Genomic DNA, 24,060 nt, shown 5'->3' with positions numbered 1-24,060 from the left:
GGGCGGTTCGGTCTGTGGACAGTCGCGTGTGCTTAGCACTCCGCGACACGCCGACGACGCATTTTTCGCGACACGCCGGGGTGAATTTCCACGAAGTTGTCCACAACCTATGCACATGCTCTGACCTGCCGGTCTTCACCTCAAGGCGGCTTTTGTCCACAAGTTGTCCCCAGGTTTCGGCCCACCTGTGGTCAGTTGTGGGCAGGCATCCCCAAGCTGTCCCCAAGCGCGTCCCCAGCGCGATTTGCTATGGACCGTTCGACGGCTCTAACGTCCCTCCGCGGCCGGCGCCGACCCGACGGGCGCCGGCCGTCGCAATAGGACCGACACGCCGACGACCCCGGGGTTGTTGTCGGCCGGCCGCCGGCTCCGTATCTTGTATATTCGAACACTCGTGCGATCTGGCGGAGGAGAGCACCGTGGCGCTGACCGACGACCGGCCGGCGACGTCCACCGCGCCGCCGAGCAGCCTCGACCGGCAGCCGCCCCAGGATCTTGCCGCCGAGCAGAGCGTGCTCGGCGGCATGATGCTGTCCAAGGACGCCATCGCCGACGTGGTCGAGGTGCTCCGCTCGGCCGACTTCTACCGTCCCGCCCATCAGCTCGTCTTCGACTGCATCCTCGATCTCTACGGCCGGGGCGAGCCGGCCGACGCCGTCATGGTGGCCGCCGAGCTGGAGCGGCGCGGGGAGCTGCGCCGCGTCGGCGGGGCCCCGTACCTGCACACGCTGATCGCCACCGTCCCCACCGCCGCCAACGCCGGCTACTACGCGCAGATCGTCGCCGAGAAGGCCATCCTGCGCCGCCTTGTCGAGGCCGGCACCCGGATCGTCCAGCTCGGCTACGCGGGCGCCGACGGCGGCGACGTCAACGAGGTGGTCGACCGCGCCCAGGCGTCCATCTACGAGGTCACCGAGCGCCGGCTGTCCGAGGACTACGTGGCCCTCGAAGAGCTCCTCCAACCCACCATGGACGAGATCGACGCCATCGCCTCCCGCGGCGGCTCGGCTCTCGGCGTCCCCACCGGCTTCGTCGACCTCGACGAGGTCACCAACGGCCTGCACCCCGGCCAAATGATCATCATCGCGGCCCGCCCCGGCATCGGGAAGTCGACCCTGGGTCTCGACCTCTCCCGGTCGTGCTCGGTGCGGCACGGGATGACCAGCGTGATCTTCTCGCTGGAGATGAGCCGGACCGAGATCGTCATGCGCATGCTGTCGGCCGAGGCGCGGATCCGGCTGCAGGACATGCGCGGTGGCCGGATGAGCGACGACGACTGGACCAGGCTGGCGCGCCGGATGAGCGAGATCAGCGAGGCGCCGCTGTTCATCGACGACTCGCCGAACATGACCATGATGGAGATCCGGGCCAAGGCCCGCCGGCTCAAGCAGCGTCACGACCTCAAGCTGATCGTCGTCGACTACATGCAGCTGATGACCTCCGGCAAGCGCGTCGAGTCCCGCCAGCAGGAGGTCTCCGAGTTCTCCCGCCAGCTCAAGCTCCTCGCCAAGGAGCTCGAGGTCCCCGTCGTCGCGATCAGCCAGCTCAACCGCGGTCCCGAACAACGCACCGACAAACGCCCCATGCTGGCCGACCTCCGCGAGTCCGGAAGCCTCGAGCAGGACGCGGACATGGTCATCCTGATTCACCGGCCGGACGCGTGGGAGCGGGACGATCCGCGGGCGGGGGAGGCGGACCTGATCCTGGCCAAGCACCGGGCCGGGCCCACGGCGACGGTGACCGTGGCGCACCAGCTGCACTACAGCAGGTTTGCCGACCTGGCCCAGGGCTGAGGCGAACCTCGAAAATCTTCCGCCGGGTGTCGATGTGGCGTGGGGGCGTTCGTGTAGGAGGTGAGAGGCCGGGAGGGCGCCGGCCGGGACATCCCAGGAGCGAGCCATGCGGAAGCTGGTTGTGGTCGAGTTTCTGTCGGTCGACGGCGTGATGCAGTCGTTGGGGGATCCGCACGAGGATCCGGACGGGTTCTACGAGCACGGCGGCTGGGGGGCGGAGTACTTCGACGACACGCTGGGCGCGGCGGCGGCCGAGGGGATGGCGGGGACGGATGCGTACCTGTTCGGGCGGAAGACCTATCAGGGAATGGCGCGGTACTGGCCGACGGTGCCGGACGACGACCCGATGGCGGCGCATCTGAACAGCACGCCCAAGTACGTGGTGTCGAGGACGTTGTCCAGCGTGGAGTGGGCGAACTCGACGCTGCTGACCGGCGACCTGGCCGCGGCGGTGGGGGAGCTGAAGCTGCGCGACGGCGGCAACATCGTGGTGCTTGGCAGCGGTCAGCTGGTGCGGACGCTGATGGAGCACGACCTGGTCGACGAGTACCGGCTGTTCGTGCACCCGATCGTCCTGGGCAGCGGGAAGCGGCTGTTCGGCGACGCGGGCCAGCCGCGGCGGCTGAAGCTCGTCGAGGCCAGGACGAGCAGCCTCGGCAGCCAGATCCTGGGCTACGTGCCCGCCTGACCGGAGTAACGTCCGCGCCCGAGGAGGAGCCAACGATGAAGCAGTACCTGCTCAGCATCTACATGCCCGACGGGGATCCGCCGCCGCCGGAAGTGCTCGAGCCGGTGATGCGCGAGCTCGACGCGCTCAACCAGGAGATGATGGCGGCCGGCGCGTGGGTGTTCGCGGCGGGGCTGCATCCGCCGAGCACGGCCACGGTGATCCGGGTCAAGGACGGGGACGTGCTCATGACCGACGGGCCGTTCGCGGAGGGCAAGGAGCACATCGGCGGGTTCACCGTGGTCAAGGCGTCCGATTTGGACTCCGCGCTGGAGTGGGGCGCGAAGCTGGCGCGGGTGCTCGGCCTGCCGATCGAGGTGCGGCCGTTCGCCGACGAATAGCCATGCCCGACATCGAGCGGGTGTTCCGCGAGGAGTACGGGCGCGCGGTGGCGTCCCTGGTCCGTGCCTTCGGCGACATCGATCTCGCCGAGGAGGCGGTCCAGGACGCCTTCGCCGTCGCGGTGCAGCGGTGGCCGGCCGACGGGATGCCGGCGAGCCCGGCGGGATGGATCATCACGACGGCGCGCAACCGGGCCATCGACCGGCTGCGGCGGGAGGCGTCCCGGGACGACCGGCACGCGCAGGCCGCGCTGCTGCACGCGCGGGACGAACCGGTAGAGGAGGGCCCGGTGCGCGACGACCGGCTCCGCCTGATCTTCACCTGCTGCCACCCGGCCCTTGCCGTCCCGGCCCAGGTCGCGCTGACGCTGCGGCTGCTCGGCGGGCTCACCACCCCGGAGATCGCCCGCGCGTTCCTGGTGCCCGAGCCGACCATGGCGCAGCGGCTCGTCCGGGCCAAGGGCAAGATCCGTGACGCGCGGATCCCGTACCGGATACCGAAGGACGCCGACCTGCCGCAGCGGCTGCGGGCCGTGCTCGCTGTCGTCTACCTGATCTTCAACGAGGGGTACACGGCGAGCTCCGGTGCGGCGCTGGTGCGCGCGGACCTGTGCGCGGAGGCGATCCGCCTCGGCCGGCTGCTCGCCGAGCTGATGCCCGACGAGCCGGAGGTCATGGGGCTGCTCGCGCTCATGCTGCTGACCGAGTCCCGGCGGGCCGCCCGCGCCACCCCCGACGGGGACCTGGTGCGGCTGGCCGAGCAGGACCGCGGCCACTGGAACCGCGCGCTCATCGCGGAGGGGCAGGCCATCGTGCGGCAGTGCCTGCGGCGCAACCAGCCGGGGCCGTACCAGATCCAGGCGGCGATCAACGCCGTGCACAGCGCCGCGGCCACCGCGGCCGACACCGACTGGCGGCAGATTCTCCAGCTGTACGACCAACTCCTGGCGCTGACCCCGAGCCCGGTCGTGGCGCTGCACCGGGCGGTCGCGGTGGCCGAGGTGGACGGGCCGGCCGCGGCACTCGCGCTCGTCGACGGGCTCGAGCTCGACCGCTACCACCTGTTCCACGCCGTCCGGGCCGACCTGCTGCGCCGCCTCGGCCGCGACGCCGAGGCGGCGCAGGCATACGAGGCGGCCATCGCCCGCACGGACAACGTGTCCGAGCGCGACTTCCTGCGGCGCGGCCTTCAGTCGGTGAGCCGGGCGTAGGAGTCGACGAACCGGGTCAGCAGGCGGGCGAAGGTGGCCACCTGGCGCGGCGACCAGTCGGCCATGGCCTCGGCGAACAGCGCCCGGCGGAAGCGGTGGACCCTGGCCAGCTGCTCGGCGCCGGCGCGGGTCAGGGTGAGCAGCACGCGCCGGCCGTCTGCCTGGTCCGCGGTCCTGGCCACCAGGCCGTCGTCGACCGCGCGGGCCACCAGCCGGCTGGCGCGCGGCTGGTCGACGCCGAGCGCGGCCGCGATCGAGGACACCGTGCACGGCTCGTCGCCGTGCTGCTCGACCGCGTCGGCGACCGCGATCAGGGTCGGGTCGACCCGGGCGCCGGAGCGCCGCCGGCTCACCCTGGCCAGGGTCCGCCGCTGCTGCAGCCGCCGGATCTCGACCATGGCCCGTTCGATCGCCGCCACGTCCTCGTCCATACATGCTATCTTACAATTAGTTGTATTTTAGCATGTATTGAGGAGGAGCGATGTCGCACCGGCCCATCGGCTACTGGCTCAAGGAGGTCGACCGGCTGCTCGAGGAGAGCTTCGAGCGGCTGCTGTCCGAGGAGCGGCTGACCCGCCGGCACTGGCAGGTGCTCAACACGCTTGCCGACGGGCCGGCCACGCAGTCCGATGTGGACGACGCGCTGGCGCCGTTCCGGTCGGGCTCCGAACCGACCACCGCGCCGGTCGTCGCGGAGCTGTCCGGCCGCGGCTGGATGCGCGACACCGACGGGCTCGTGACGCTCACCGCCGAGGGCACGGCCGCCCATGCCGCACTGAGCCGGCGGGTGGCGGCCGACCGGCGCCGGGTGATGTCGGGCGTCACCGCCGAGGAGTACGGCACCGTGGTCGCGGTGCTCGAGCGGATGGCCGCCAACCTGGCCGGGTCGGGACCGCGGACATGACAACGGGCCCGGGAGCGGCGCTGCTCCCGGGCCCGTTCGTCAACCGGTGTTAGTGCTGGGCGAACAGCAAGGCCAGCTTCGACCGGGTGTCCGCCAGCGTGGCGCTCTCCGGGTTCAGCACCGTCGAGGTGTCCAAACCGGACAGAGCGGGAGTGTGCAGCGGCAGCCGGTCGACCGTCGGCAGCTGCGCCACCGGAACCTCGGTCAGGTTCGGCAGTCCCGGCACGGCCGGAATCCCCGGCACGCCGGGCAGGTTGCCCAGCCCCGGCAGGTCCGACACGTCGGGCGCGCCGGGCAGCTCGGACACGTCGCCCACCTCGGACAGCGTGGGCAGCTCGCCGAGGTCGCCGTCGACCAGCGCGTCGACCAGCTCGCCGACCGACTCCAGCCCGGCGAGCCCGTCCAGGTCGGCAAGGTCGGCAAGGCCGGGCAGCTCGGGCAGGTCACGCAGCCCGGAGCCCGGCAGCGCCGGGGCGCCGATCTTCGGCTGCGGGGCCGCGGCGCCGGGCAGCTGGGGCAGACCCGGCGCCCCGCCGGACGCGCCACCGAGCAGACCGGTCAGCCCGCCGAGCATGTCCAGCCCCGGCACGCCGCCACCGGGCAGGCCGCCGGTCAGGTCACCGGCCGGCATGCCGCCACCGACGCCGCCGAGCAGCCCGCCGAACAGCCCCGAGATCGGGCCGAGGCCGGGCACCGGCAGCCCGGAGCGGGCCCCGGGTTGCGGCATCCCGGACAGCTCCGACACCTCCGACAGGTCGGTCAGCTCCGGCAGCAGCGACAGGTCGGGCGCCGCGGGCAGCGCCGTCGGCTCGCCGGCGGCCGGAACCTCCGGCAGCCTCGGCATGTCGGTGATGCCGAGCGCCGGAACCGAGTCGCCGGTGATGGCCAGGTTAACGGCCGGCTCGGCCTCACCCACCTGCAGCTGGCTGACCTGCGTCGCCGCGGTGAGGGCGTTGGCAAGCACCTCGACCGGGACGTCGTAGACCGGAACGTTGGCGCCAAGCGGAACCGTTCCGTCCAAACCGGACAGGAACCCGCCGACGCCGCTGGTGGTCGAGGTGCCGCCGGCGACGCCGGTGGTCGTGTTGTCGCCGGTGGCGGTGGCGTCGCTGCCGACCGCGGAGGCGGCGTCACCGAACGGCTGCGCGACGGCGGCCAGCGGCAGGTCCACCAGGTTGCCGGAGATCGTCCCGCGGTCGCCGGTGGTGGCGATGTCACCGCCGGACATGGCGTCGGTGGTGTTGACGCCGGTGGCCTCGTTCAACCCGCCGACACCGGCGGCCGCGGCGCCGAAGCCCTGCGCCACCGGCAGCAGGTGGCCGCCGACCACGTTGCCGGCGACCGTGCCGGCCGTGCCGTTGGTCTTGGTGTCGCCGCCGGCGGTGCTGCTCGTCGTGCTGTCGCCGGTCGCGGTGCTCTGCCCGACCGCGGCCGCCGAGTCGCCGAAGCCCTGCAGCGCGGAGCCGGCCGGGACGGTCGCCACGTTTCCCGTGCCGAGCCCGCCCGCACCGTCGGTCTGCGCGTGACCGCCGGCCGTCGACGCGGTGTCGACCACGGCGTCGGCCGTTCCGATGCCGCCCGCGGTGGCGTTGCTGCCGTACAGCTGGGCGGGCAGCGCGACCGCGGCCTGGCCGATGTTGCCGGCGAGGGTGCCGGCGGTGCCCGTGGCGATGTTGTCGCCACCGGCGGTCACCGTGTTGTCGGCGTCGGCCGACGAGGTGGTGTTGCCGACCACGCCGGCGCCGTTGCCGCCGACCTGCGCCGGGCCGGACAGCGCGCCCTGCAGCTCGTTGGCCGCGAGGAAGCCGCCGGCGTCGTCGGTGTTGACGGTGCCGCCGGACGTGGAGACCTTGGTCTCGGTGACGCTCGAGGTGGCCTCGCCCAGACCGCCGGCGGTGTTGCCGAAGCCCTCGGTCGGCAGCGCGACCGGCACGCTGCCGATGTTGCCGCCGCCGAGCGAGTTCGGGCCAGAGGTGCCGGACTCACCACCCGCGGTCGTGGTGGACCGGTTCTCCGCGGTCGCGTCCGCGGTGCCGGCCCCGGCCCCCGCGTTGGTGAAGATGTCGACCGGCCCGCTCGCCGTCGGCGCGATGACCGTGCCGGACGCCACGCTGTCGTTGCCGTACGTGAAGGTCGACCCGCCGGCGTCCGAGGACACGGTGTTGTCCTCGTTGGCGGTGGCCTCGCCGCCGCCGGTGACGGCGTTCGCGAAGCCCTCGGTGGGCAGCGCGGCGGACGGGGCCACGACGTTGCCGGCCGCGAGCGACTCCGAGCCGGTCGTCTGGACCGTGCCGCCGGCGGCCGTCGGGCTGTCGCTGGTGCACGAGGCGTCCGAGATGGCAAGCACCGAACCGGCGTTGCACTCGACCGAGGCGGGTCCGGACAGCGCCGGCTCCACCACGTTGCCGGCCACCGCGGCCGGGTCACCGTTGGTCTGGATGTAGGTCGGCCGGTCGTAGCGGCCCAGCTCCTCCCGCCCGGCCGTGGCCTTCGCGGTGTGGTCGGACTCGGACCCGGTGCTGGCGGCCCCGCCGACGGCGTTGCCGTTGACCTCGAGCGGGAACCCGAGCGGCACCCCGCCGACGTTGCCGCTGCCGAAGCCGTTCTGCCCGCTGGCCCGGATCGTGCCGCCCGCGGCGCCCTCGGTGCTGGCGTCGGACTCCGCTTCCGCGGTGCCGATGCCGGACACGGCGTTGCCGGTGACCTGCACCGGGGTGGCGCCCTGGCCGGCAAGCACGTTGCCGGCGAGGGTGCCGAACGAGCCGTCGCTGTCGAGGTCACCGGTGGCCGAGGCCTCCTGCGTCGACGAGCTCTTCGCGGCGGCGTTGCCGATACCGCTGACCGCGTTGCCGGTGATCTGCACCGGGAGCGCGTAGTCGAGGTCGACCACGTTGCCGGCCAGCAGATCGTGGCCGTGGGTGACCACGGGACGGTCCCGGTCGACGGTCTGGCTCGAGGTGTTCTCCACCGCCGCGTCGCCGAGCACGCCGATCGCGTTGCCCGAGACGTCGAACGGCACGACCAGGTCGCCGTTGACGCGGTTGCCGCGGAACGCGTCGGCCTCGGTCGCCCTGGTGGCCTCGGCCGGCGCGCACTCGGTCGTGCAGCCGCCGGAGCCGAGGACCGGTTCGAGCGCCTCGGACACGACGCCCGGCACGTTGCCGAGGTCGGACAGGCTGACGTCGACGCCGTGCGTCACGCTCGGCAGCTCCATCGGCCCGAACGGCGTGCCGACCACGTTGTTGTCGATGTTGACCGGGATGTTCAGCGACCCGTCCAGCGGCGACGCCGGCCGGTCGGGGTTCACATCCTCGTCGGCAGATGCGATGCCGGTACCCAGCATCAGCAGACCACCCGTGACCAGCGCGGTCTGGAGTCCGCGCTTCGCCCAGGTTTGCATTTCGAAGGTTCTCCTTCCGATTTTCCCTTGCGGGGGTTTAGTCGGGTGGCCGGACGCGTTGGGACAGCGTCGGGGCAGTCGACCACCCGAGTCCTTGGGGTGGCGGAATTCGGCGCGCGGGGGCCGGTGCGAGCCACGGGATCGCGACCGGCCGCGCCGGTGTGGGTCAGTCGGGCGTGGTGCCCGGCGCGTCGCCCGGCTCGCCGGCCCGGCGCGCGTCACCGGCGGGCAGCGCCCGGCCACGGGCCAGAGCGTGCCGTCCGGCGGTGAGGGAGAAGGCGGCGGCGGGAGCGTCCGCGCCACCGCCGGAGTGGCCGGCCGGGCCGGGCGCCGGCACGGATGCCGGGGCCGGCGGGACCGGCAGGAGCGGGGTGAACGGCGCTGGCTGGGGCGAGCCGCGGCGGCTCATCCCGTCGGCAAGAGCGCGCTCGGTCGCGCTGCCCGCCGCGTGAATGTCCGAATGGAACGGTGTGCTGATCTCGGCCGGAGCGGCGGCGGAAAGCTCGCCGACGGGCGGCACGAGGGATGGAGGCTCGTGCGCGCCGCCGCCGGGTGTGGGCAACGCGCCCTGGCGGTCGCTCCAGCCGAGCTCGCCGAGATCGATGGGAACCTCTGGGGCCCAACCGAACCGGCCGGCGAGACGGCGACCGACGTCGTCCGTGGCCTGCTTGGCGCCGTCACCCAGGTCGCCGACCGAGGGCAGCGGCGCGATCCGGTCGACCGCACACACCACATCGGACAGTGGCTCGACGACCGGCCCGGTCTCGGCAAGTCGTTCCAGACCGGGCAGGTCGGTGATCAGGGCCGCCTCGCACGGCGTCTCGGCGGACGCCGACGCGGCCGAGATGGCCCACGCGATCGCCGTCCCCGCAACGGTTCCACCGAGGACGATCAGCGTCCGCCGCAGCACGCGCCGCACCATGGCGGCGGTGTCGGTGGTCGCTTCGTCCACAGTAGACATACCTGTCGCGTCGGGGATCGGTCGCTCGGCAGAGCCGTGCAGCGGTGAGGCTTGCACTCCCGACGCCCGCGGCGCACGTCCGACACGCACAGACTCCCTGATCGTGTGACGAGCACAGAGTGTTCCTCAGGTAACAACCCGTAGTCGACCCTGGCCCCCGGCTCAATTCCGTTTCAGCACCCGGGTCGCGCCCGCGGCGGCCGTCGTGGCGAGGATCCAGCCGGCCGCGATGAGCGCCGCGGCGATCCACTGCGACGACCCGGCCAGCTGCCATTCCTTGTCCTGCCCCAGATCCACGATCGGCAGCACCAGATCCGTCGCCAGCAGGGCCGGGTTCCACACCGGCTGCGTCCCCGGGTCGAGCGGCGCGAGCCGGTGCCCGGCGAACCACAGCGTGCCGAACAGCCAGAACGCCGCGAGCCAGGCGATCGCGCGCCACGGCCGGTAGCCGTAGCCGACCGTCCACTCCTGCAGGGCGCCCCAGATCCGGCCGAGCGGGTGCAGCTCGGCATACCGGCGGCGCTGCCGCTCCAGTTGCACGTGCCGGGCGCGCTCCTCGTCGCCCCCGCCCCGGTACATCGCCGCGAGCTGCTCGTAGGGCCCGGTGCGAAGTTCGGTTGCACGGCACGCAGCCAGCGCAACCGGGTCGCCACGCCGACCTCGGGATCGGCGGTGATCGACTGGTAGCCGAAGTCCTCGACGTCCACCCCGCCCGACGCGGCCCACAGCCCTGGCCCGTCGAGCACCGTCACCGCCCTTGCGCGGGCGAGCACCACCCGGCCGCGCGGGGGCCGGCCCGGCGGGACCGAGAGCACGAGCTCCTGGGCGGACAGCCCGTACGCGGACAGCGCGACCGCGGTCGCCGGATGCCCCGGCCGGGTGGGACCGCCCAACCGCGCGCCGTGGAAGGTGGCCAGCTTGCCCACCTCGGCCAGCCGCACCCGAACCCCGCCGACGGCCAGGAAACCGCCGCCGCACAACAGGTCCTTGCCGATCGTGGCGACCCTGGCGTCCAGCGACGGCTTGACCGACCCGTTCGGACGCAGCCGCGGCTTGCTCAACCGCGCGCCGGAGCAGTCCAAACTGGAGCCCAGATGGGCGTTCTGCAGCCGGATGGAGCCGCTGACCAGCACCCGGCGCAGGAACAGCGTGCCGCCCACCCGTAGGCGGTCGGCGAACAGCGCGTCGATGGCCGGGCCGTGCAGCCGGCTCATGGACAGGCTGGCGCTGCCCTGCACCTGCGCGTCCACCAGCCGCACCTGGCCGTACGCCCGGAACGCCGTCCGGGGATCGCCGTCGCGCTCGATCCGGCCGGCCCGCGCGCCCCTGGCCTCGACGTCGCCGCCGATCTCCACCCCGTCGGCCAGCAGCGCCACCGGCACCCGCTCCACCGCGCGCCCGGCGGCGAACGCGGCCGACAGCCCGGCGACCGCCTCGCGCCGCCCGATCGTCGCGCCGGACAGCAGCAGGTGCCCGCCGATCCGGGCGCTGCGCAGCCCCACCCCGCCGGCCGCGACGAAGCCGTCGTCGAGCTTCACGTCACCGTCCACCCGCAGCCGCGCGGCGTCGAGCACGAACGAGTCGTCCATCGAGCCGTGCGGCAGGACCAGCACCTGGCCGTCGGAACCGGCGAGTCCAGCCGGGCGCCGGACAGCACCGCGTCGCCCCCGATCCGGGCGCCGGACAGCACCACCCGCCCGGCCGCGTGGAACCGGCCGCCGCGCGCGTCGCACATCAGGTTGCCCGCGACGACCAGCCCGGCCGACTCCAGCGCATGCCCGTCCGGGTGGCGCAGCTCCGCCCCGCTGAGATAGATGCTGCCGCCGACGTTGGCGCCGCGCAGCCGCACCTCGCCCTCGGCGCGCAGGGCCACCGCGGTGATCGACCCGGACACCCGCAGCCGGGCCGCGAGCAGCGCCTCGCCGCCCGGCCGGCGCAGCACCGCGCCGGACAGCCGCAGCGTGCCCTCGACCGTGCCGTCGGTCAGGTCGACCGTGCCGGTGCTGGTGAACCCGGGCTCCAGCACCAGATCGCTGGCCACCCGCAGGTTCCTTGCGCGCAGCCCGGGGACGTGGCAGCCGCGCAGGCTCAGCCCGACCAGCCGGGCCATCGTCAGCCGGGGCGTCTGGTCGAACGTGCACCACCGCAGGCTCACGACCGGGTCGACCGTGCGGCCCTCCAGGTCCAGCCGGCCGGTGATCATCGCGTGGTCCAGCCGCAGCGCCGGCCCGAGCCCGCCGCCGACCGGGTACGCACCGGCCAGCAGCCCGCTGAGCACCGCCGCGCGGACCTTCCGGTCGGACCGCGTGGCGAGGTTGCACCGCTCCCCGGCGCCGAACGCCGCGCGGACCGCCCGCTCGGTCTCGGTCAGCTCCGCGACGGGCACGAACTCGTCCACGCGGGTATCAGACCAGAATCTGCTCACCCGCACGGGGGCTTCGACCGATACCGTGGCGTCCGATGACCAGAACGTTGAAGGGCCGGGTCGCCGGCCTCAAGCACCGAGAGCCCGCGGCCGGCGCCGACGTGACCCCCCTGGTGCCGCGGGGGCTGCGGGTGGCCGCGGCGCTGTCGTGGCGCTTCCTGCTCGTGATCGCCGGCCTTTACGTGATCATCTGGCTGGCCGGCTACTTCTTCCAGATCGTGATCCCGGTGGCGATCGCGCTGCTGCTCGCCGCGCTGATGGCGCCCGGGGTGGACCGGCTGGTGAAGTGGCGGGTGCCGCGCGCGGCGGCGACGGCCCTCGTCATGATCGGCGGCCTTGCCGTGGTCGGCGGCCTGCTCACCTTCGTGATCATCCAGTTCATCGACGGCCTGCCCGATCTGCAGGCGCAGGTCGCCGACAGCCTCGACCAGATCCGGAACTGGTTGATCAACGGGCCGATGCATCTGGAGGCCGAGCAGATCACCAACGTGGTCAACAACGCCGTCGACACGATCAAGGAGAACCAGTCCGCGATCACCTCCGGCGCGATCACCACCGCGACGACCATCGGCGAGGTGCTCACCGGCCTGGTGCTCACCCTGTTCATCCTGATCTTCTTCCTGTACGACGGCCGGGCGATCTGGCGCTTCCTGGTGCGCGGCGTGCCGGAGCGGGTGCGCGACCGGGTCGACGTCGCCGGCCGCCGGGGCTTCGCCGCGCTGGTGAGCTTCGTCCGGGCGACCGCGGCGGTGGCGCTGGTGGACGCGGTCGGCATCGGCATCGGGCTGTGGATCGTCGGGGTGCCGCTGGTCATCCCGCTGTCCGCGCTGGTGTTCCTCGGCGCGTTCATCCCGATCATCGGCGCGGTGGTGGCCGGCACGGTCGCCGTGCTGGTCGCGCTGGTGGCCAACGGTTTCATCGCCGCCCTGATCGTGCTGGCCGTCGTGATCGCGGTGATGCAGCTCGAGGGCCACGTGCTGCAGCCGTGGCTGCTCGGCCGGGCGGTCAAGCTGCACCCGCTGGCCGTGGTGCTGGCCATCGCCGCCGGGCTGGTCGCCTCCGGCATCGCCGGCGCGCTGATGGCCGTGCCGCTGCTGGCGGTGCTCAACGCCGGGATCAGATCGCTGCTGCACGAAGAGGTGGCCGAGCCGGAGCACGTCGATCCGCTGGTCGAGTCCGACGAGGCGGCGGTCGTCGGGGAACGCACCGGCGACGCCGAGACCGGCGGGCCCGCCGAGCGACCGTGACCGATCGGCCGGCGCCGCCGCAGGATCCGACCACCCCACTGTGGTGGGGCGCGGTGGTGCTGCGGATCCTGACGCTGATGTTCGCCGCGGGCGTCGTGGTCGACCACTACCACGAGTACTTCCGGCCCGTGCTCGGCGCGGTGATGGTCGGCGTGATGACCGCGTGGACCGCGATCACCTCGGTGGTGTACCTGCGGGAGTCGGCGCGCTGGCAGTGGTTCACCGTGCTGGATCTCGTGGTGTCCTGCGTGATCATGACCACCTCCCGGCTGGTCCTCACGCACGAGCAGCTCACCGTCCTTGCCGTGCCGCTGCTCCCGACGATCTGGGTGACCGGCGCGGTGGCCGTGGGGGCGGTGCGCGGCGGGCCGGTGGTCGGGGCGATCTTCGGCGCGGTGGTCGCGGCGGTCAACTACGCCGTGCGCGGCTACGTCGACACCGACCTGACCAGGGACGCGGTGCTGCTGATCGCGGCCGGCCTCGTGCTCGGCATGGCGGCCAGCACCTCGCGGCGCGCGGCCGAGCGCCTGGCACGGGCGCTGCGGGCGGAGGCGGCCAACGCCGAGCGGGAGCGGCTGGCCCGCTCGATCCACGACAGCGTGCTGCAGGTTCTGGCCAGGGTGCGCAAACGCGGGGCGGAGCTGGGCGGCGAGGCGGCGGAGCTGGCCGCACTCGCCGGGGAGCAGGAGGTGGCGCTGCGCTCGCTGGTCGCCACCGGACCACCGGAGTCCACTGAGGACGGTTCGGTGGACCTGTCGCCGCGGCTGCAGGTCCTTGCCAACGGCCGGATTCAGGTGTCGGTGCCGGCCACGCCGGTGTGGCTGCCCGCGGCCTGCGTCGCCGAGCTGGAGTCGCTGGTGAGTGAGGCGCTGGCCAACGTGGAGCGGCACGCCGGCCCGCACGCGAAGGCCTGGGTGCTGGTCGAGGACCTCGGCAGCGAGGTCGTGGTCAGCGTGCGCGACAACGGCGCCGGCATCCCGGCCGGGCGGATCGAGGCGGCCGAGGCCGAGGGCCGGCTGGGCATCGCGCGGTCCATCAAGGGCCGGGTGCGCGATCTCGGCGGAACCGTCACCCTGGACACGGCTCCGGGCGCGGGGACGGAGTGGGAGGTGCGGGTGCCCCGATGAGCAAGATCTCCGTGATGGTGGTGGACGACCACCCGATGTGGCGCGACGGGGTGGCGCGCGACCTCGCCGAGCGCGGCTTCGACGTGCGTGCGACGGCGGGTGACGCGGCGTCGGCCGTGCGGATCGCCAAGGCCGTCCGGCCGGACGTGGTGCTGATGGACCTCAACCTGGGCAGCGCGTCCGGGGTGGAGGCGACCGCGCAGATCACCGCGCAGCTGGCCGGCACCACGGTGCTGGTGCTGTCGGCCAGCGGGGAGCACGCCGACGTGCTCGAGGCCGTCAAGGCGGGGGCGTCCGGCTACCTGATCAAGTCGGCGTCGGCGGAGGAGCTGGTCGAGGCGGTGACCCGCACGGCCGCCGGGGACGCGGTGTTCACCGCGGGCCTTGCCGGCCTCGTGCTCGGCGAGTACCGGCGGATGGCGGCCGAGCCGGAGGACGCCGGCCCGCGGCTGACCGAGCGGGAGACCGACGTGCTCCGGCTGGTGGCCAAGGGGCTCACCGCCCGGCAGATCGCCGACCGGCTGGTCCTTTCCCACCGCACGGTGGAGAACCACGTCCAGTCCACGCTGCGCAAGCTGCAGCTGCACAACCGGGTCGAGCTGGCCCGCTACGCGATCGAGCACGGTTTGGACTCCTGATCGAGTGGAGAGGAATACGGTGGGGGGTGTGAACGAGACACCGGGGTCGACGGCACCGCTCCCCGGCCCGGTCGACCCGCGCGACCTGCGGGTGTCGGACGCCGAGCGCGAGCATGTCGTCGGCTTGCTGCAGAAGGCGATCGGGCAGGGTCTGATCACGCTGGACGAGTTCACCACGCGCACGGATACCGCGCTGGCCGCCAAGACCAGGGCCGAGCTCAACGCGGTGCTGGTGGATCTGCCGGGCATGGTGCACCAGCAGGCCACCTCGCCGCGGCATCAGCAGCCGGTCGAGCTGCGCGCCACGATGTCGGCGCTCAAGCGCGTCGGCCGCTGGGACGTGCCGAGCACGCTGCTGGTGCGCAACCGGATGGGCTCGGTGGAGCTGGACTTCACCGAGGCCCGCATCGATCACGCCGAGGTCGCCGTCGAGCTGGACGTGGCCGGCGGGTCGGTGGAGATCATCGTGCCGGACGGCGCGTCGGTGTCCAGCGGCGAGGTCGAGGTGCACGCCGGCAGCGTCAAGGACAGGGTCGGCGACGGCCGGGTCGGGCGGCCGCACTTCGTCCTGTCCGGGTTGATCAGGGCCGGCTCGCTGAAGGTCCGGCGCCCCACCTACGTTCGCATCGGCGCGCTGGTGATTCGCTTTCCCTGGAAGGTCAGCTGGGATCGGGACTAGAAGGTGATGGCATGAAGGCTCTGGTCAAGGTCGCCCAGGGCCCCGGGCTGGAGTTGACCGACGTGCCCGATCCGACCCCCGGGCCCGACGACGTGGTCATGCGGGTACTGCGGACCGGGATCTGCGGCACGGATCTGCACATCGACTCCTGGGACGACTGGGCGGCCAGGACCATCCGACCCCCGCGGGTGATCGGGCACGAGTTCGTCGGCGAGGTCGTCGAGGTCGGCCCGGCGGTGACCAAGGTGTCGGTTGGCGACCTCGCCAGCGGTGAGGGGCACCTGATCTGCGGGACGTGCCGCAACTGCAAGGCCGGCCGGCGGCACCTGTGCGCGAACACGCGGGGGTTCGGCGTGCACGTCGACGGCGCGTTCGCCGAGTACGCGATGCTGCCGGAGCAGAACGTGTGGGTGCACGACTACCGGGTCGACCTGGACGTGGCGGCGATCTTCGACCCGTTCGGCAACGCCGTGCACACCGCGCTGGCGTTCCCGGTGTTCGGCGAGGACGTGCTGATCACCGGCGCCGGGCCGATCGGGCTGATGGCCGCCGCGGTGGCCAAGCACGCCGGCGCCCGGCACGTGGTGATCACCGACGTCAGCGAGCCGCGGCTGGAGCTGGCCCGCAAGATCGGCGTGGACCGGGCGCTGGACGTCAGCGAGCGGGCGATCGGCGACATCTACGCCGAGCTGGCCATGAGCGAGGGCTTCGACGTCGGCATGGAGATGTCCGGCCAGCCGTCCGCGCTGCGCGAGATGATCGCGAACATGACGCACGGCGGCCGGATCGCCATGCTCGGCCTGCCCGCCGAGGAGATCGCGATCGACTGGAGCGTGGTCGTGCTCAAGATGCTCACCGTCAAGGGCATCTACGGCCGGGAGATGTTCGAGACCTGGTACGCGATGTCCGTGCTGCTGCAGGGCGGGCTCGACCTGACCCCGGTGATCACCCACCGGTACGCGTACACCCAGTACGTCAAGGCGTTCGCCACTGCCCGAAGTGGACGGTGCGGGAAAGTAATTCTGGACTGGACGGAGGCCTGATGTTCGGCGCGATGCGGGAAGACATCCGCAAGACCTTGGACGAGATCCGCGATGCCGGGCTGTACAAGGCGGAGCGGGTGATCGGCACTCCGCAGAGCGCGGAGGTCCGGGTCGGGGACGGGCCGAAGGTGCTGAACTTCTGCGCCAACAACTATCTCGGGCTGGCCGACCACCCCGCGCTGGTCGCGGCGGCCAAGGATGGGTTGGACCGCTGGGGTTTCGGCATGGCGTCGGTGCGGTTCATCTGCGGCACGCAGGAACCGCACAAGGCGCTCGAGGCGAAGCTGTCGGAGTTTCTCGGCACCGACGACACGATCCTGTACAGCTCCTGCTTCGACGCCAACGGCGGGCTGTTCGAGACGCTGCTCGGCGAGGCGGACGCGGTGATCTCCGACGAGCTCAACCACGCCTCGATCATCGACGGGATCCGGCTGTGCAAGGCGCGCCGGTTCCGCTACCGCAACCGGGACATGGCCGACCTGGAGGCCAAGCTCAAGGAGGCGGCCGACGCACGGTACCGGCTGATCGCCACCGACGGCGTGTTCTCCATGGACGGCTACTTCGCCCCGCTGGACGAGATCTGCGAGCTGGCCGAGCGGCACGACGCGCTGGTGATGGTGGACGACTCGCACGCCGTCGGGTTCATCGGGGACAAGGGACGCGGCACCCCGGAGCGGTTCGGCGTGATGGACCGGGTGGACATCCTCACCGGCACGATGGGCAAGGCGCTCGGCGGGGCAAGCGGCGGCTACACCTCGGGCCGCGCGGAGATCATCGAGCTGCTGCGCCAGCGCTCCCGGCCGTACCTGTTCTCCAACTCGCTCGCGCCGGCCATCACCGCCGCCGCGATCGCCGGGCTGGAGCTGCTGGAGTCCTCCGGCGACCTGCTCGCCCGGCTGCGCGCGAACACTGATCTGTTCCGTACCAGGATGACCGAGGCCGGCTTCGACCTGCTCCCCGGCGAGCACCCGATCATCCCGGTGATGATCGGCGACGCCGCGCTCGCCTCGCGGATGGCGGATCTGCTGCTGGACCAGGGGATCTACGTGATCGGCTTCTCCTACCCGGTGGTGCCGCACGGCAAGGCCCGCATCCGGGTGCAGCTGTCCGCCGCGCACTCCACGGAGGACGTCGACCGCGCCGTCGACGCCTTCATCGCGGCCAGGGAGCGGCTGGGTCAGCCCTGAGCGCCCGGCCGGGTCACCGACTCCGCGGCCACCCGCACGCCCAACTCCGCGGCGCTGACCAGGTCCGCACCCCGGGCGAGGCCGACCGCGAGCGCCCCGGTGAACGCGTCCCCTGCGCCGGTGGTGTCCACCGGGGTCACCTCGGGCGCGGCGATCTCACGCGTGCGGCCGTCCTCGACCACCACCGCCCCGCGGGCGCCCAGCGTGACCACCGCCGACCGCACGCCGAGCTCGAGCAGGCGCGGCGGATCCGGCGCCCCGCCGAGCAGCCAGGCGGCCTCGTGCTCGTTGACCACCAACGGATCCAGCCCGGCGAGGGTCTCGGCGGACAGCCGGGCCACCGGCGACAGGTTGAGCACCACCCGCACCCCGCGCGCGACGGCCTCGGCGACCGCGTGCTCCACCACCGGCACCGGAACCTCGAGCGAGGCCACCAGCACCCGCGCCCCGTCGATGTCCACATCGGACACATCGAGGGCGGCGTTGGCGCCGGGCGAGACCACGATCGAGTTCTCGCCGTCCGGGGTCACGGTGATGTACGCGATCCCGGTCGGCCGGTCGCGCCTGCGGACCAGCGAGACGTCCACCCCGGCCGAACGCAGGGAGTCCAGCAGCAGGTCGCCGTGGGCGTCGGCGCCGACCGCGCCGAGAAACGCCACCCCGGCGCCGAGCCGGCCCGCGGCCACCGCCGTGTTGGCGCCCTTTCCACCCGGCAGCACGCTGGTGTCCGAGCCGAGCACGGTCTCACCCGCGGCGGGCCGGCGGTCCACCTCCACCACGAGATCGGCGTTGGCCGACCCGAGCACGACGATGTCCATGGGCCACATTGTTACCGTGCATAAGTAGTCGTACGGATCCCGGCATTCACCGGCCCGCCGACACTGGCCGATATGGCTACTGAAAGCTCGAAATCCCTGCTCTGGGTGGCCGACGCGCTCAGCGAGGTCGGCGACCGGTTGCGCGAGATCAGCAACGAGTTGCGTGGCCTCCGACCGGGGACCGCCACACAGACATCCACCATCGTGCCACCCACCCCCGAGCCGCCGACCCGTCCCGCGACGACGCCGCCACCCCCTCAGCTGCCCCGGTTCCCCGAGTCGGTGGCCCCGCCGCCGGCGTGGACGCCGGCCGAGCCCACCATGGCGACCGGGCCGACGTTCTGGGAGCGGGTGAGCCGGGAGGGCGCCGGCAGCCGGATCCTGGCCTGGGCCGGCGGGGTCGTGACGCTCGCCGGCGTCGTGCTGCTGCTCGTGCTGGCCATCCAGAACGGCTACCTCGGCCCGCGGCCGCGCGTGCTCCTCGGCGTCGTGCTCGGCCTTGCGCTGGTCGGAATCGGCATGTGGCTGCACCGCAACCCGAACGCCCGCACCGGCGCGTACGCCCTTGCCGCGACCGGGATCGCGGTGCTGTACCTGGACGTGCTCGCGGCGACCACGCTGTACGGGTTCCTGCCGCCGTTGGCCGGTCTGCTCGCCGGCCTCGCCGTCGCCGGACGCTGGGATTCCCAGCTGTTCGCGGTGTTCGTCGTGGTGTCCTGCGCGGTGAGCGCGCCGATCCTCACCGAGGGGTTCGTCCCGCTGCTGCTCGGTTCCCTGCTGGTGCTCCAGATCGCCACGACCCCGGTGCAGCTCGGCCGGCGGTGGGGCGGGCTGAGCCTGGCCGCCGGGCTGCCCCCGCTGATCGCCACGATGATCATGATCTCGCTGGCCACCAACGAGCGCAACGCGCTCGACGCCGCCACGATCGCGGTGCTGAGCCTGGTGACCAGCGCCGTACAGGTCGCCTTCGCCACGCTTTCCGCGACCCGCCGGCCGGCCGACGAGCTGCCGCTCGGCCTGCTGCTGATCGCGCCGCTGCCCACGATGCTGGCCGCGATCCTGGTGCCCCGGCTGGCCGCCGCCGCGCTGCCGGCCGCGATCGGGGTGCTGCTCGTCGCCGTGTGGGCGCTGCACCGGACCGGGGCGCTGGCCGTGCCCGACCGGTTCGCCATGGCCGCGGGCGGGGCCGGGATCCTCGCGCTGTTCCAGGCCACCGCGACCGCGCTGGACGGCAACGCGCGGGCGATCGCGCTGCTCGGCGGATCGGTGCTGCTGACGCTGATCTCGGTGCGGCTGCGGTACCCGGCGGCCCTGCTCGGCTCGGCGCTGTTCGGCCTCGGCGGGCTGCTGCTCACGCTCGTGGTGGCGCTGCCGCCCCGGATGTTCGCCGTCCCGCCGGCGCGCACGATCCCGGCCGGCGCCGTGGCCACGGCCGGCCTCACCGGGCTGTTGCTCGCCGTCGCGGCGATCGCGCTCGGCTGGGCGGCCGTTCGGCTGGACCGGGTCCGCGCGCCGCACGCCTGGGGTTGGGGCGGGATCGTGGCGCTGCACGGGGCGAGCGGGGCGACGCTGTCGATCGGCCTGGCGATATCCCCGGACCGCAGCGGGTTCCTGCTCGGCCATGTCCTGCTGACGGTGTCCTGGACGGTGGGCGCGCTGGTCCTGCTGCTGCGCGGGGTCGACTCGGTCCCGCCGCGGGTGGCCGGGCTCGCGCTGGTGGCCGCGGCGCTGACCAAGCTGGTGCTGTTCGACCTTTCCTCGCTGGACGGGATCGCCAGGGTGGCCGCGTTCCTGGTGGCCGGGCTGGTGCTGCTCGCCGCCGGCGCCCGCTACGCCCGGCTGGTCGCCGCCCGCGGCCGGCGAACCAGCGGGTAACCGTATGCAACTGTGAACGAATAGGTGGGTGCGGGCACGGTGAATGCCACAATGTTCGTCAACTCTCCCCCGAGAGCCCACGCCGGGTTGTGAGACCCAGCGTCGGGGCCCGGCCCCACGCCGGGCTTCGCGCTGCCGGCGCCGATCGCGTAGCCCCCCGAGCGGTCGGTGCCGGTAGCGCTCCGGGTTGCCGTACTGTCAACAGAAGCGGACAAAGTCGGCCATTGGGGTGAGAGATGACGGCGTCCACACGCCGAGAGCGAAGCAAGGCGGACACCGATCGCGAGATTCGGGAGCAGGCCCGGGCCCTGCTGATCGACCGCGGCCCGGATGCCGTGACGTTGCGGGCGATCGCGCGGAAGGTCGGCATCACCGCCCCGGCGCTGTATCGCTACTACACCTCCCGCGAGGACCTGATCGAGCACATCAGGACGGACATCTGCATCGATCTCGCCGCGGTGCTCGACGCCGACCTCGCCGAGATCGCCGAGGGCGACGTGGTCGGCCAGGTTCTGGCCATCTGCCGGGGCTTTCGGCTGTGGGCCATCGCCCATCCGCAGGAGTTCAGCCTGGTCTTCGCGTCCCCGCTCGAGCCGTCCTTGCTGGAGAACGGCGGAATGCAGATCCTGGTGCCGTCGACCGACCCGTTCGGCCGGATCTTCCTTGCCGTCGCGGGCAAGGTGCTGACTACGATGACGCTGACCGCCCCGCCGGACGACTCGGTGCCGGTCGAGGTGCGTGCCGACGTGGACACGTTCCGGGCGAGCCTGGTGGCCACGATCCGCGAGGCCGGGTTCGAGGTGCCGGAGGGCGTGCTCGGCATCGGAACCGCCTACGCCATCCTGAAGTTCTGGGTGCGGCTCTACGGCCAGATCGCGCTCGAGGTGTTCGGCCGGTTCCCGTTCGCGGTGTCCAAGCCGGAGCCGCTGTTCGAGGCGCTGCTCGCCGACCTCGTGCACCAGGTCGGCCTCACCTGACCGATCCGGCGATCTCCAACGCCTCGCCCACGCTGAGGTCGCCCTCCAGGCGCATGGTGACGTTGCCGGCCTGCCAGATCAGCGTCCTGCCCGACAGCCGGGCCGACTCGACATGCTCGTGGCCGTCCCGGTCGACGTAGACCACCTCGTGCGGCCGGTCCACCCAGATCGCCGGCTCGCCGCCGGGCCGCTGCACCCAGTCGAACCCCTCGCCGCCCACCAGCTTCTTGTACAGCGCCAGGTCCAGCGTCCCGTCGAACTGGTCGAGCCGGACGGTTCCACCGCGGTACAGCAGGGACACCATCCGCGGCGGCGTGCCGTCGATGAGCAGCACCCGCTCGGGCGGCCCGAGCGCCTCGGCGACGGCCACCGGGAACCGGGACAGTTGCCGGGCGGTCGGCAGGTCCACGACCCGCTCGTTCGGCAGCGGGGCCGGGCTTGGTGGCAGCGACGCCGGCGGGGCCGAGTCGGTGCGCAGCTCGATTCCGGCGAACCGCAACAGGTTCAGCACCGCGGCGCGCACCGGCGGCGACACGGTGATCAGCGCACCAAGCGCGACCAGCACGGCCAGCACGACCGCGGCGACCTTGACCAGCCGGGACTGCCCGAACCGCGGCCTGGCCGGCGGCTCGTCCAACCGGGCCAGCACCGCGTCGGTGACGTCCGGGGGCTCGGGCACGGCGAGGTGCGCGCCGAGGTCCCGCAGCGCCACCTCCACGACGTCGAGCCGATCAGTCATGCGCCGCCTCCTCGCTGAGGCGGCCGGCGAGCACCGGACGCAGCCGGGCGAGCGCCCTCGACAGCCGGGACTTCACCGTGCCCGGCGGCCAGCCCAGCACCTGCGCGGTCTCGGCCTCGGACAGGTCGAGGAAGTACCGGCAGGTGACCACGAGGGAGTCCCGCTCCGGCAGCGCTCGGACCGCGTTCAGCAACGCGGCCCGGGACGCCCCGGAGATGGCCTCGGACTCCGGATCCGGGGAGGCGCTGGCCCGGTCCGCCATGCCGGCCACGCGAAGCTCGAGCGCCGCCCGCCGCCGCGATGATCGGTGCAGGTTGCGGGCCTCGTTGGCGACGATCCGCAGCAGCCACGGCCGGAAGGAACCGCCGGGGCGGAACGCCCCCAACCCGCGGAATGCCTTCACGAACGCCTCCTGCACCACGTCCTCGGCGTTCGGTCCGGCGCCGAGCAGGTACGCGGTTCGGTGCGCGAGCGCGCTGTACCGGGCGACCAGGACGGCATACGCCTCCCGGTCACCGGCACGGGCTTTGGTCACGGCCTCGTCATCGTCCGTGGCTGTCTCCTCGCGCTGGAGTACCGCCCTCTCCTACACCGCGGCGGGGCGCCCGGTTCCACCCTGCTACGCGAACAGCCCCCGAATGTCGTCCGCGCCGAGGCCGGCCGCGAAGGCGTTGCCGTCGTCCATGACGCCGGCGAACAGCTCGGCCTTCCGCGCCTTGAGCGCCATCAGCCGACCCCCACCGGAGTCCCTGAGGTACGCCATCGTCTCGTAGACCTCACCGGCCCTGCCGTGCACCGCGCCGCCGAGCGCCAACTCCTCGGCATCCCAGGCAATCCGCGCGACCGCACGCCGCCGCGCACACCGCGCGCCGCGGCGTACACCTCCGGCCCGACCACCTCGTGCAGGCGGCCGATGTCGGCTTCGGGCAGTCCCGGGATCCGCATGCGGCGACGCTATCCAGCCCACCGACACCTCAGCGGCGCACGGCGGCGATCATGTCGCTCAGCCGATGGGCCAGCCGAGCGTTGTCGGCCGGGAACAACGTGGTCCAGTCCGCCCCGTCGCCACCGCGCCGGATCGTTGTGGCGTAGCGGCCCTGGTCGGTGTCGAACCACGCGATGCCCGGCAACCGCCGCACCCCGCCGCGGTCGTCGCGCACCATGACACCCAACTGGCCGACCCTTGCCACCGGCCGATCCATGATCGCGGCTACCAGCTGCCGCTCAACCCGGTGTGTCACCGGCCGCCTGGCCTCAAGCGCCGCCACCGGCAAGGTGATCGACCGCCCCGGCCCCGGCCGCTGCGCCGGCAGCAACTCCACGATCGACGCGACCACCGCGGTGTCCCGCACCTCGCTCAGCTCAACGCCACGGTTCCGTTGCACGGCCCGCATTCCCCGCCGCCCCCGAGCGACCGCCACCGCCCGAACCGGCTCGCCACCCTCCGGGTCCAACCGACCGACCAGATCCACGCCGATCTCCGGCCGCGCCAGCAACCCGAGCACACCCTCCAACTCATCCACACCCAACCCGCGCAGCTCCAGCTCCCCGTACACCGCCGCCCTGATCCGAGCCCGCTCACCCACCGTCTCACCGTGCCCAGGCACCTCGAGCGGAAACGGCACGCCCCCAAGCCCAAGGTCCTCCCACAGAACGTCAACGGCCGGCAACGACAGCTCCGCCACCGCGGACATGGGCTACTCCTCGTCCGCGCCGATCACCGGGGGCGCACACAACTCGTCGGTGCCGAACAGCGACTCCGGGTCCGGCTCCTGCAGATAAGCGGGCCGCTCATGCTCGGTGTCCCCATCACCCCCGCCCCGGGCCCCCACCGGCATACCGGCCATGCCGCCCCCACCCCGCACACCCGCCGCACCGCGCCCACCCGCGGCCGCCTCGGTGGCCGCCGCGCCGGGCGATCGCAACCCGGTCGCCCCACCCGCACCGCGTCCCGACCCACCACCGGCA

The 24,060-nt window shown here is 72.9% G+C and carries 23 protein-coding genes and 1 pseudogene; 13 read left to right on the top strand and 11 right to left on the bottom strand.

From position 1 onward, the window contains the following. The first annotated feature begins 419 nt into the window (after positions 1–419). The 4 genes from dnaB to VGX25_RS13080 all read left to right on the top strand — a co-directional run bounded on the left by dnaB (position 420) and on the right by VGX25_RS13080 (position 4,072). Entirely contained in the window at positions 420–1,793 is a 1,374-nt protein-coding gene (dnaB, locus tag VGX25_RS13095) for a replicative DNA helicase (RefSeq protein WP_326917993.1), read from the top strand. Positions 1,794–1,899: 106 nt separating this feature from the next. Beyond that, positions 1,900–2,481 (top strand): dihydrofolate reductase family protein, encoded by a 582-nt coding sequence (locus tag VGX25_RS13090; protein WP_326917992.1) that lies wholly within the window; start codon positions 1,900–1,902, stop codon positions 2,479–2,481. Positions 2,482–2,516: 35 nt separating this feature from the next. Then, on the top strand, positions 2,517–2,861 hold the full coding sequence (locus VGX25_RS13085; protein ID WP_326917991.1) for a YciI family protein: 345 nt from the start codon (positions 2,517–2,519) through the stop codon (positions 2,859–2,861). Between the two features lie 2 nt (positions 2,862–2,863). After that, the gene (locus VGX25_RS13080) at positions 2,864–4,072 is read left to right on the top strand and encodes an RNA polymerase sigma factor (protein ID WP_326917989.1); all 1,209 of its coding nucleotides are present in this window, start codon (positions 2,864–2,866) and stop codon (positions 4,070–4,072) included. On the opposite strand, the gene VGX25_RS13075 is transcribed toward VGX25_RS13080, so the two are convergent. Next, a complete protein-coding gene (locus tag VGX25_RS13075; protein ID WP_326917988.1) occupies positions 4,051–4,503 on the bottom strand; it encodes a MarR family winged helix-turn-helix transcriptional regulator in 453 nt (150 codons plus the stop codon). The genes VGX25_RS13080 and VGX25_RS13075 overlap by 22 nt on opposite strands. 50 nt (positions 4,504–4,553) lie before the next feature. Here VGX25_RS13075 and VGX25_RS13070 point away from each other — a divergent pair, with 50 nt between their 5' ends. Continuing rightward, positions 4,554–4,976: a MarR family transcriptional regulator gene (locus VGX25_RS13070; protein ID WP_326917987.1), complete on the top strand. Its 423-nt coding sequence runs from the start codon at positions 4,554–4,556 to the stop codon at positions 4,974–4,976. Between the two features lie 49 nt (positions 4,977–5,025). On the opposite strand, the gene VGX25_RS13065 is transcribed toward VGX25_RS13070, so the two are convergent. The 4 genes from VGX25_RS13065 to VGX25_RS13050 all read right to left on the bottom strand — a co-directional run bounded on the left by VGX25_RS13065 (position 5,026) and on the right by VGX25_RS13050 (position 11,735). After that, entirely contained in the window at positions 5,026–8,376 is a 3,351-nt protein-coding gene (locus tag VGX25_RS13065; RefSeq protein ID WP_326917986.1) for a hypothetical protein, read from the bottom strand. A gap of 166 nt (positions 8,377–8,542) precedes the next feature. Beyond that, positions 8,543–9,328, bottom strand: a complete 786-nt coding sequence (locus tag VGX25_RS13060) for a hypothetical protein (RefSeq protein WP_326917984.1) — start codon at positions 9,326–9,328, stop codon at positions 8,543–8,545. 182 nt (positions 9,329–9,510) lie between these two features. Next, positions 9,511–10,950 carry a hypothetical protein gene (locus tag VGX25_RS13055; protein ID WP_326917983.1) on the bottom strand — a complete coding sequence of 480 codons (1,440 nt, stop codon included), beginning with the start codon at positions 10,948–10,950 and terminating at the stop codon, positions 9,511–9,513. Further along, on the bottom strand, positions 10,872–11,735 hold the full coding sequence (locus VGX25_RS13050) for a hypothetical protein (RefSeq protein ID WP_326917981.1): 864 nt from the start codon (positions 11,733–11,735) through the stop codon (positions 10,872–10,874). Before VGX25_RS13050 ends, VGX25_RS13055 begins: the two co-directional genes overlap by 79 nt. Before the next feature lie 62 nt (positions 11,736–11,797). Here VGX25_RS13050 and VGX25_RS13045 point away from each other — a divergent pair, with 62 nt between their 5' ends. Genes VGX25_RS13045 through VGX25_RS13020 form a run of 6 tightly spaced genes read left to right on the top strand, consistent with a single transcriptional unit; the run spans position 11,798 to position 17,683 of the window. Next, the gene (locus tag VGX25_RS13045; protein ID WP_326917980.1) at positions 11,798–13,009 is read left to right on the top strand and encodes an AI-2E family transporter; all 1,212 of its coding nucleotides are present in this window, start codon (positions 11,798–11,800) and stop codon (positions 13,007–13,009) included. After that, entirely contained in the window at positions 13,006–14,136 is a 1,131-nt protein-coding gene (gene macS, locus VGX25_RS13040) for a MacS family sensor histidine kinase (RefSeq protein WP_326917979.1), read from the top strand. The genes VGX25_RS13045 and macS overlap by 4 nt, the downstream gene beginning before the upstream one ends. Next, positions 14,133–14,774 (top strand): response regulator transcription factor, encoded by a 642-nt coding sequence (locus VGX25_RS13035; protein WP_326917977.1) that lies wholly within the window; start codon positions 14,133–14,135, stop codon positions 14,772–14,774. The genes macS and VGX25_RS13035 overlap by 4 nt, the downstream gene beginning before the upstream one ends. Before the next feature lie 28 nt (positions 14,775–14,802). Next, positions 14,803–15,453, top strand: coding sequence for a DUF1707 SHOCT-like domain-containing protein (locus VGX25_RS13030; RefSeq protein WP_326917976.1), 651 nt, complete (start codon positions 14,803–14,805; stop codon positions 15,451–15,453). 11 nt (positions 15,454–15,464) lie between these two features. Beyond that, entirely contained in the window at positions 15,465–16,496 is a 1,032-nt protein-coding gene (gene tdh, locus VGX25_RS13025) for an L-threonine 3-dehydrogenase (protein WP_326917975.1), read from the top strand. Continuing rightward, a complete protein-coding gene (locus tag VGX25_RS13020; protein WP_326917974.1) occupies positions 16,496–17,683 on the top strand; it encodes a glycine C-acetyltransferase in 1,188 nt (395 codons plus the stop codon). Before tdh ends, VGX25_RS13020 begins: the two co-directional genes overlap by 1 nt. Here VGX25_RS13020 and VGX25_RS13015 read toward each other — a convergent pair. Continuing rightward, the gene (locus VGX25_RS13015) at positions 17,674–18,501 is read right to left on the bottom strand and encodes a ribokinase (protein ID WP_326917973.1); all 828 of its coding nucleotides are present in this window, start codon (positions 18,499–18,501) and stop codon (positions 17,674–17,676) included. The two genes, VGX25_RS13020 and VGX25_RS13015, sit on opposite strands and share 10 nt — an antisense overlap. A 72-nt stretch (positions 18,502–18,573) precedes the next feature. Here VGX25_RS13015 and VGX25_RS13010 point away from each other — a divergent pair, with 72 nt between their 5' ends. Further along, entirely contained in the window at positions 18,574–20,376 is a 1,803-nt protein-coding gene (locus tag VGX25_RS13010) for a DUF2339 domain-containing protein (protein ID WP_326917972.1), read from the top strand. Positions 20,377–20,612: 236 nt separating this feature from the next. After that, complete coding sequence (locus tag VGX25_RS13005) at positions 20,613–21,353, top strand: TetR/AcrR family transcriptional regulator (RefSeq protein WP_326917971.1); 741 nt, start codon at positions 20,613–20,615, stop codon at positions 21,351–21,353. Here the strand turns inward: VGX25_RS13005 and VGX25_RS13000 are convergent. The 5 genes and pseudogenes from VGX25_RS13000 to VGX25_RS12980 all read right to left on the bottom strand — a co-directional run. Beyond that, positions 21,346–22,092: a hypothetical protein gene (locus tag VGX25_RS13000; protein ID WP_326917970.1), complete on the bottom strand. Its 747-nt coding sequence runs from the start codon at positions 22,090–22,092 to the stop codon at positions 21,346–21,348. The genes VGX25_RS13005 and VGX25_RS13000 overlap by 8 nt on opposite strands. Then, positions 22,085–22,627: a sigma-70 family RNA polymerase sigma factor gene (locus tag VGX25_RS12995; RefSeq protein ID WP_326917969.1), complete on the bottom strand. Its 543-nt coding sequence runs from the start codon at positions 22,625–22,627 to the stop codon at positions 22,085–22,087. The genes VGX25_RS13000 and VGX25_RS12995 overlap by 8 nt, the downstream gene beginning before the upstream one ends. An 84-nt stretch (positions 22,628–22,711) precedes the next feature. Then, positions 22,712–22,906: a hypothetical protein gene (locus VGX25_RS12990; RefSeq protein WP_326917968.1), complete on the bottom strand. Its 195-nt coding sequence runs from the start codon at positions 22,904–22,906 to the stop codon at positions 22,712–22,714. A 160-nt stretch (positions 22,907–23,066) separates the two neighbouring features. Next, on the bottom strand, positions 23,067–23,786 hold the full coding sequence (locus tag VGX25_RS12985) for an ESX secretion-associated protein EspG (protein ID WP_326917967.1): 720 nt from the start codon (positions 23,784–23,786) through the stop codon (positions 23,067–23,069). A 3-nt stretch (positions 23,787–23,789) separates the two neighbouring features. Next, positions 23,790–24,060, bottom strand: a pseudogene (locus tag VGX25_RS12980) (hypothetical protein); the annotation flags it as partial.

It is taken from the genome of Actinophytocola sp. (genome assembly GCF_035942955.1).
In the GTDB taxonomy this organism is placed as follows: Bacteria; Actinomycetota; Actinomycetes; order Mycobacteriales; family Pseudonocardiaceae; genus DASYTH01.
Note: the sequence above shows the minus strand (reverse complement) of the source record. Positions and strands in the feature narration are given on the sequence as shown.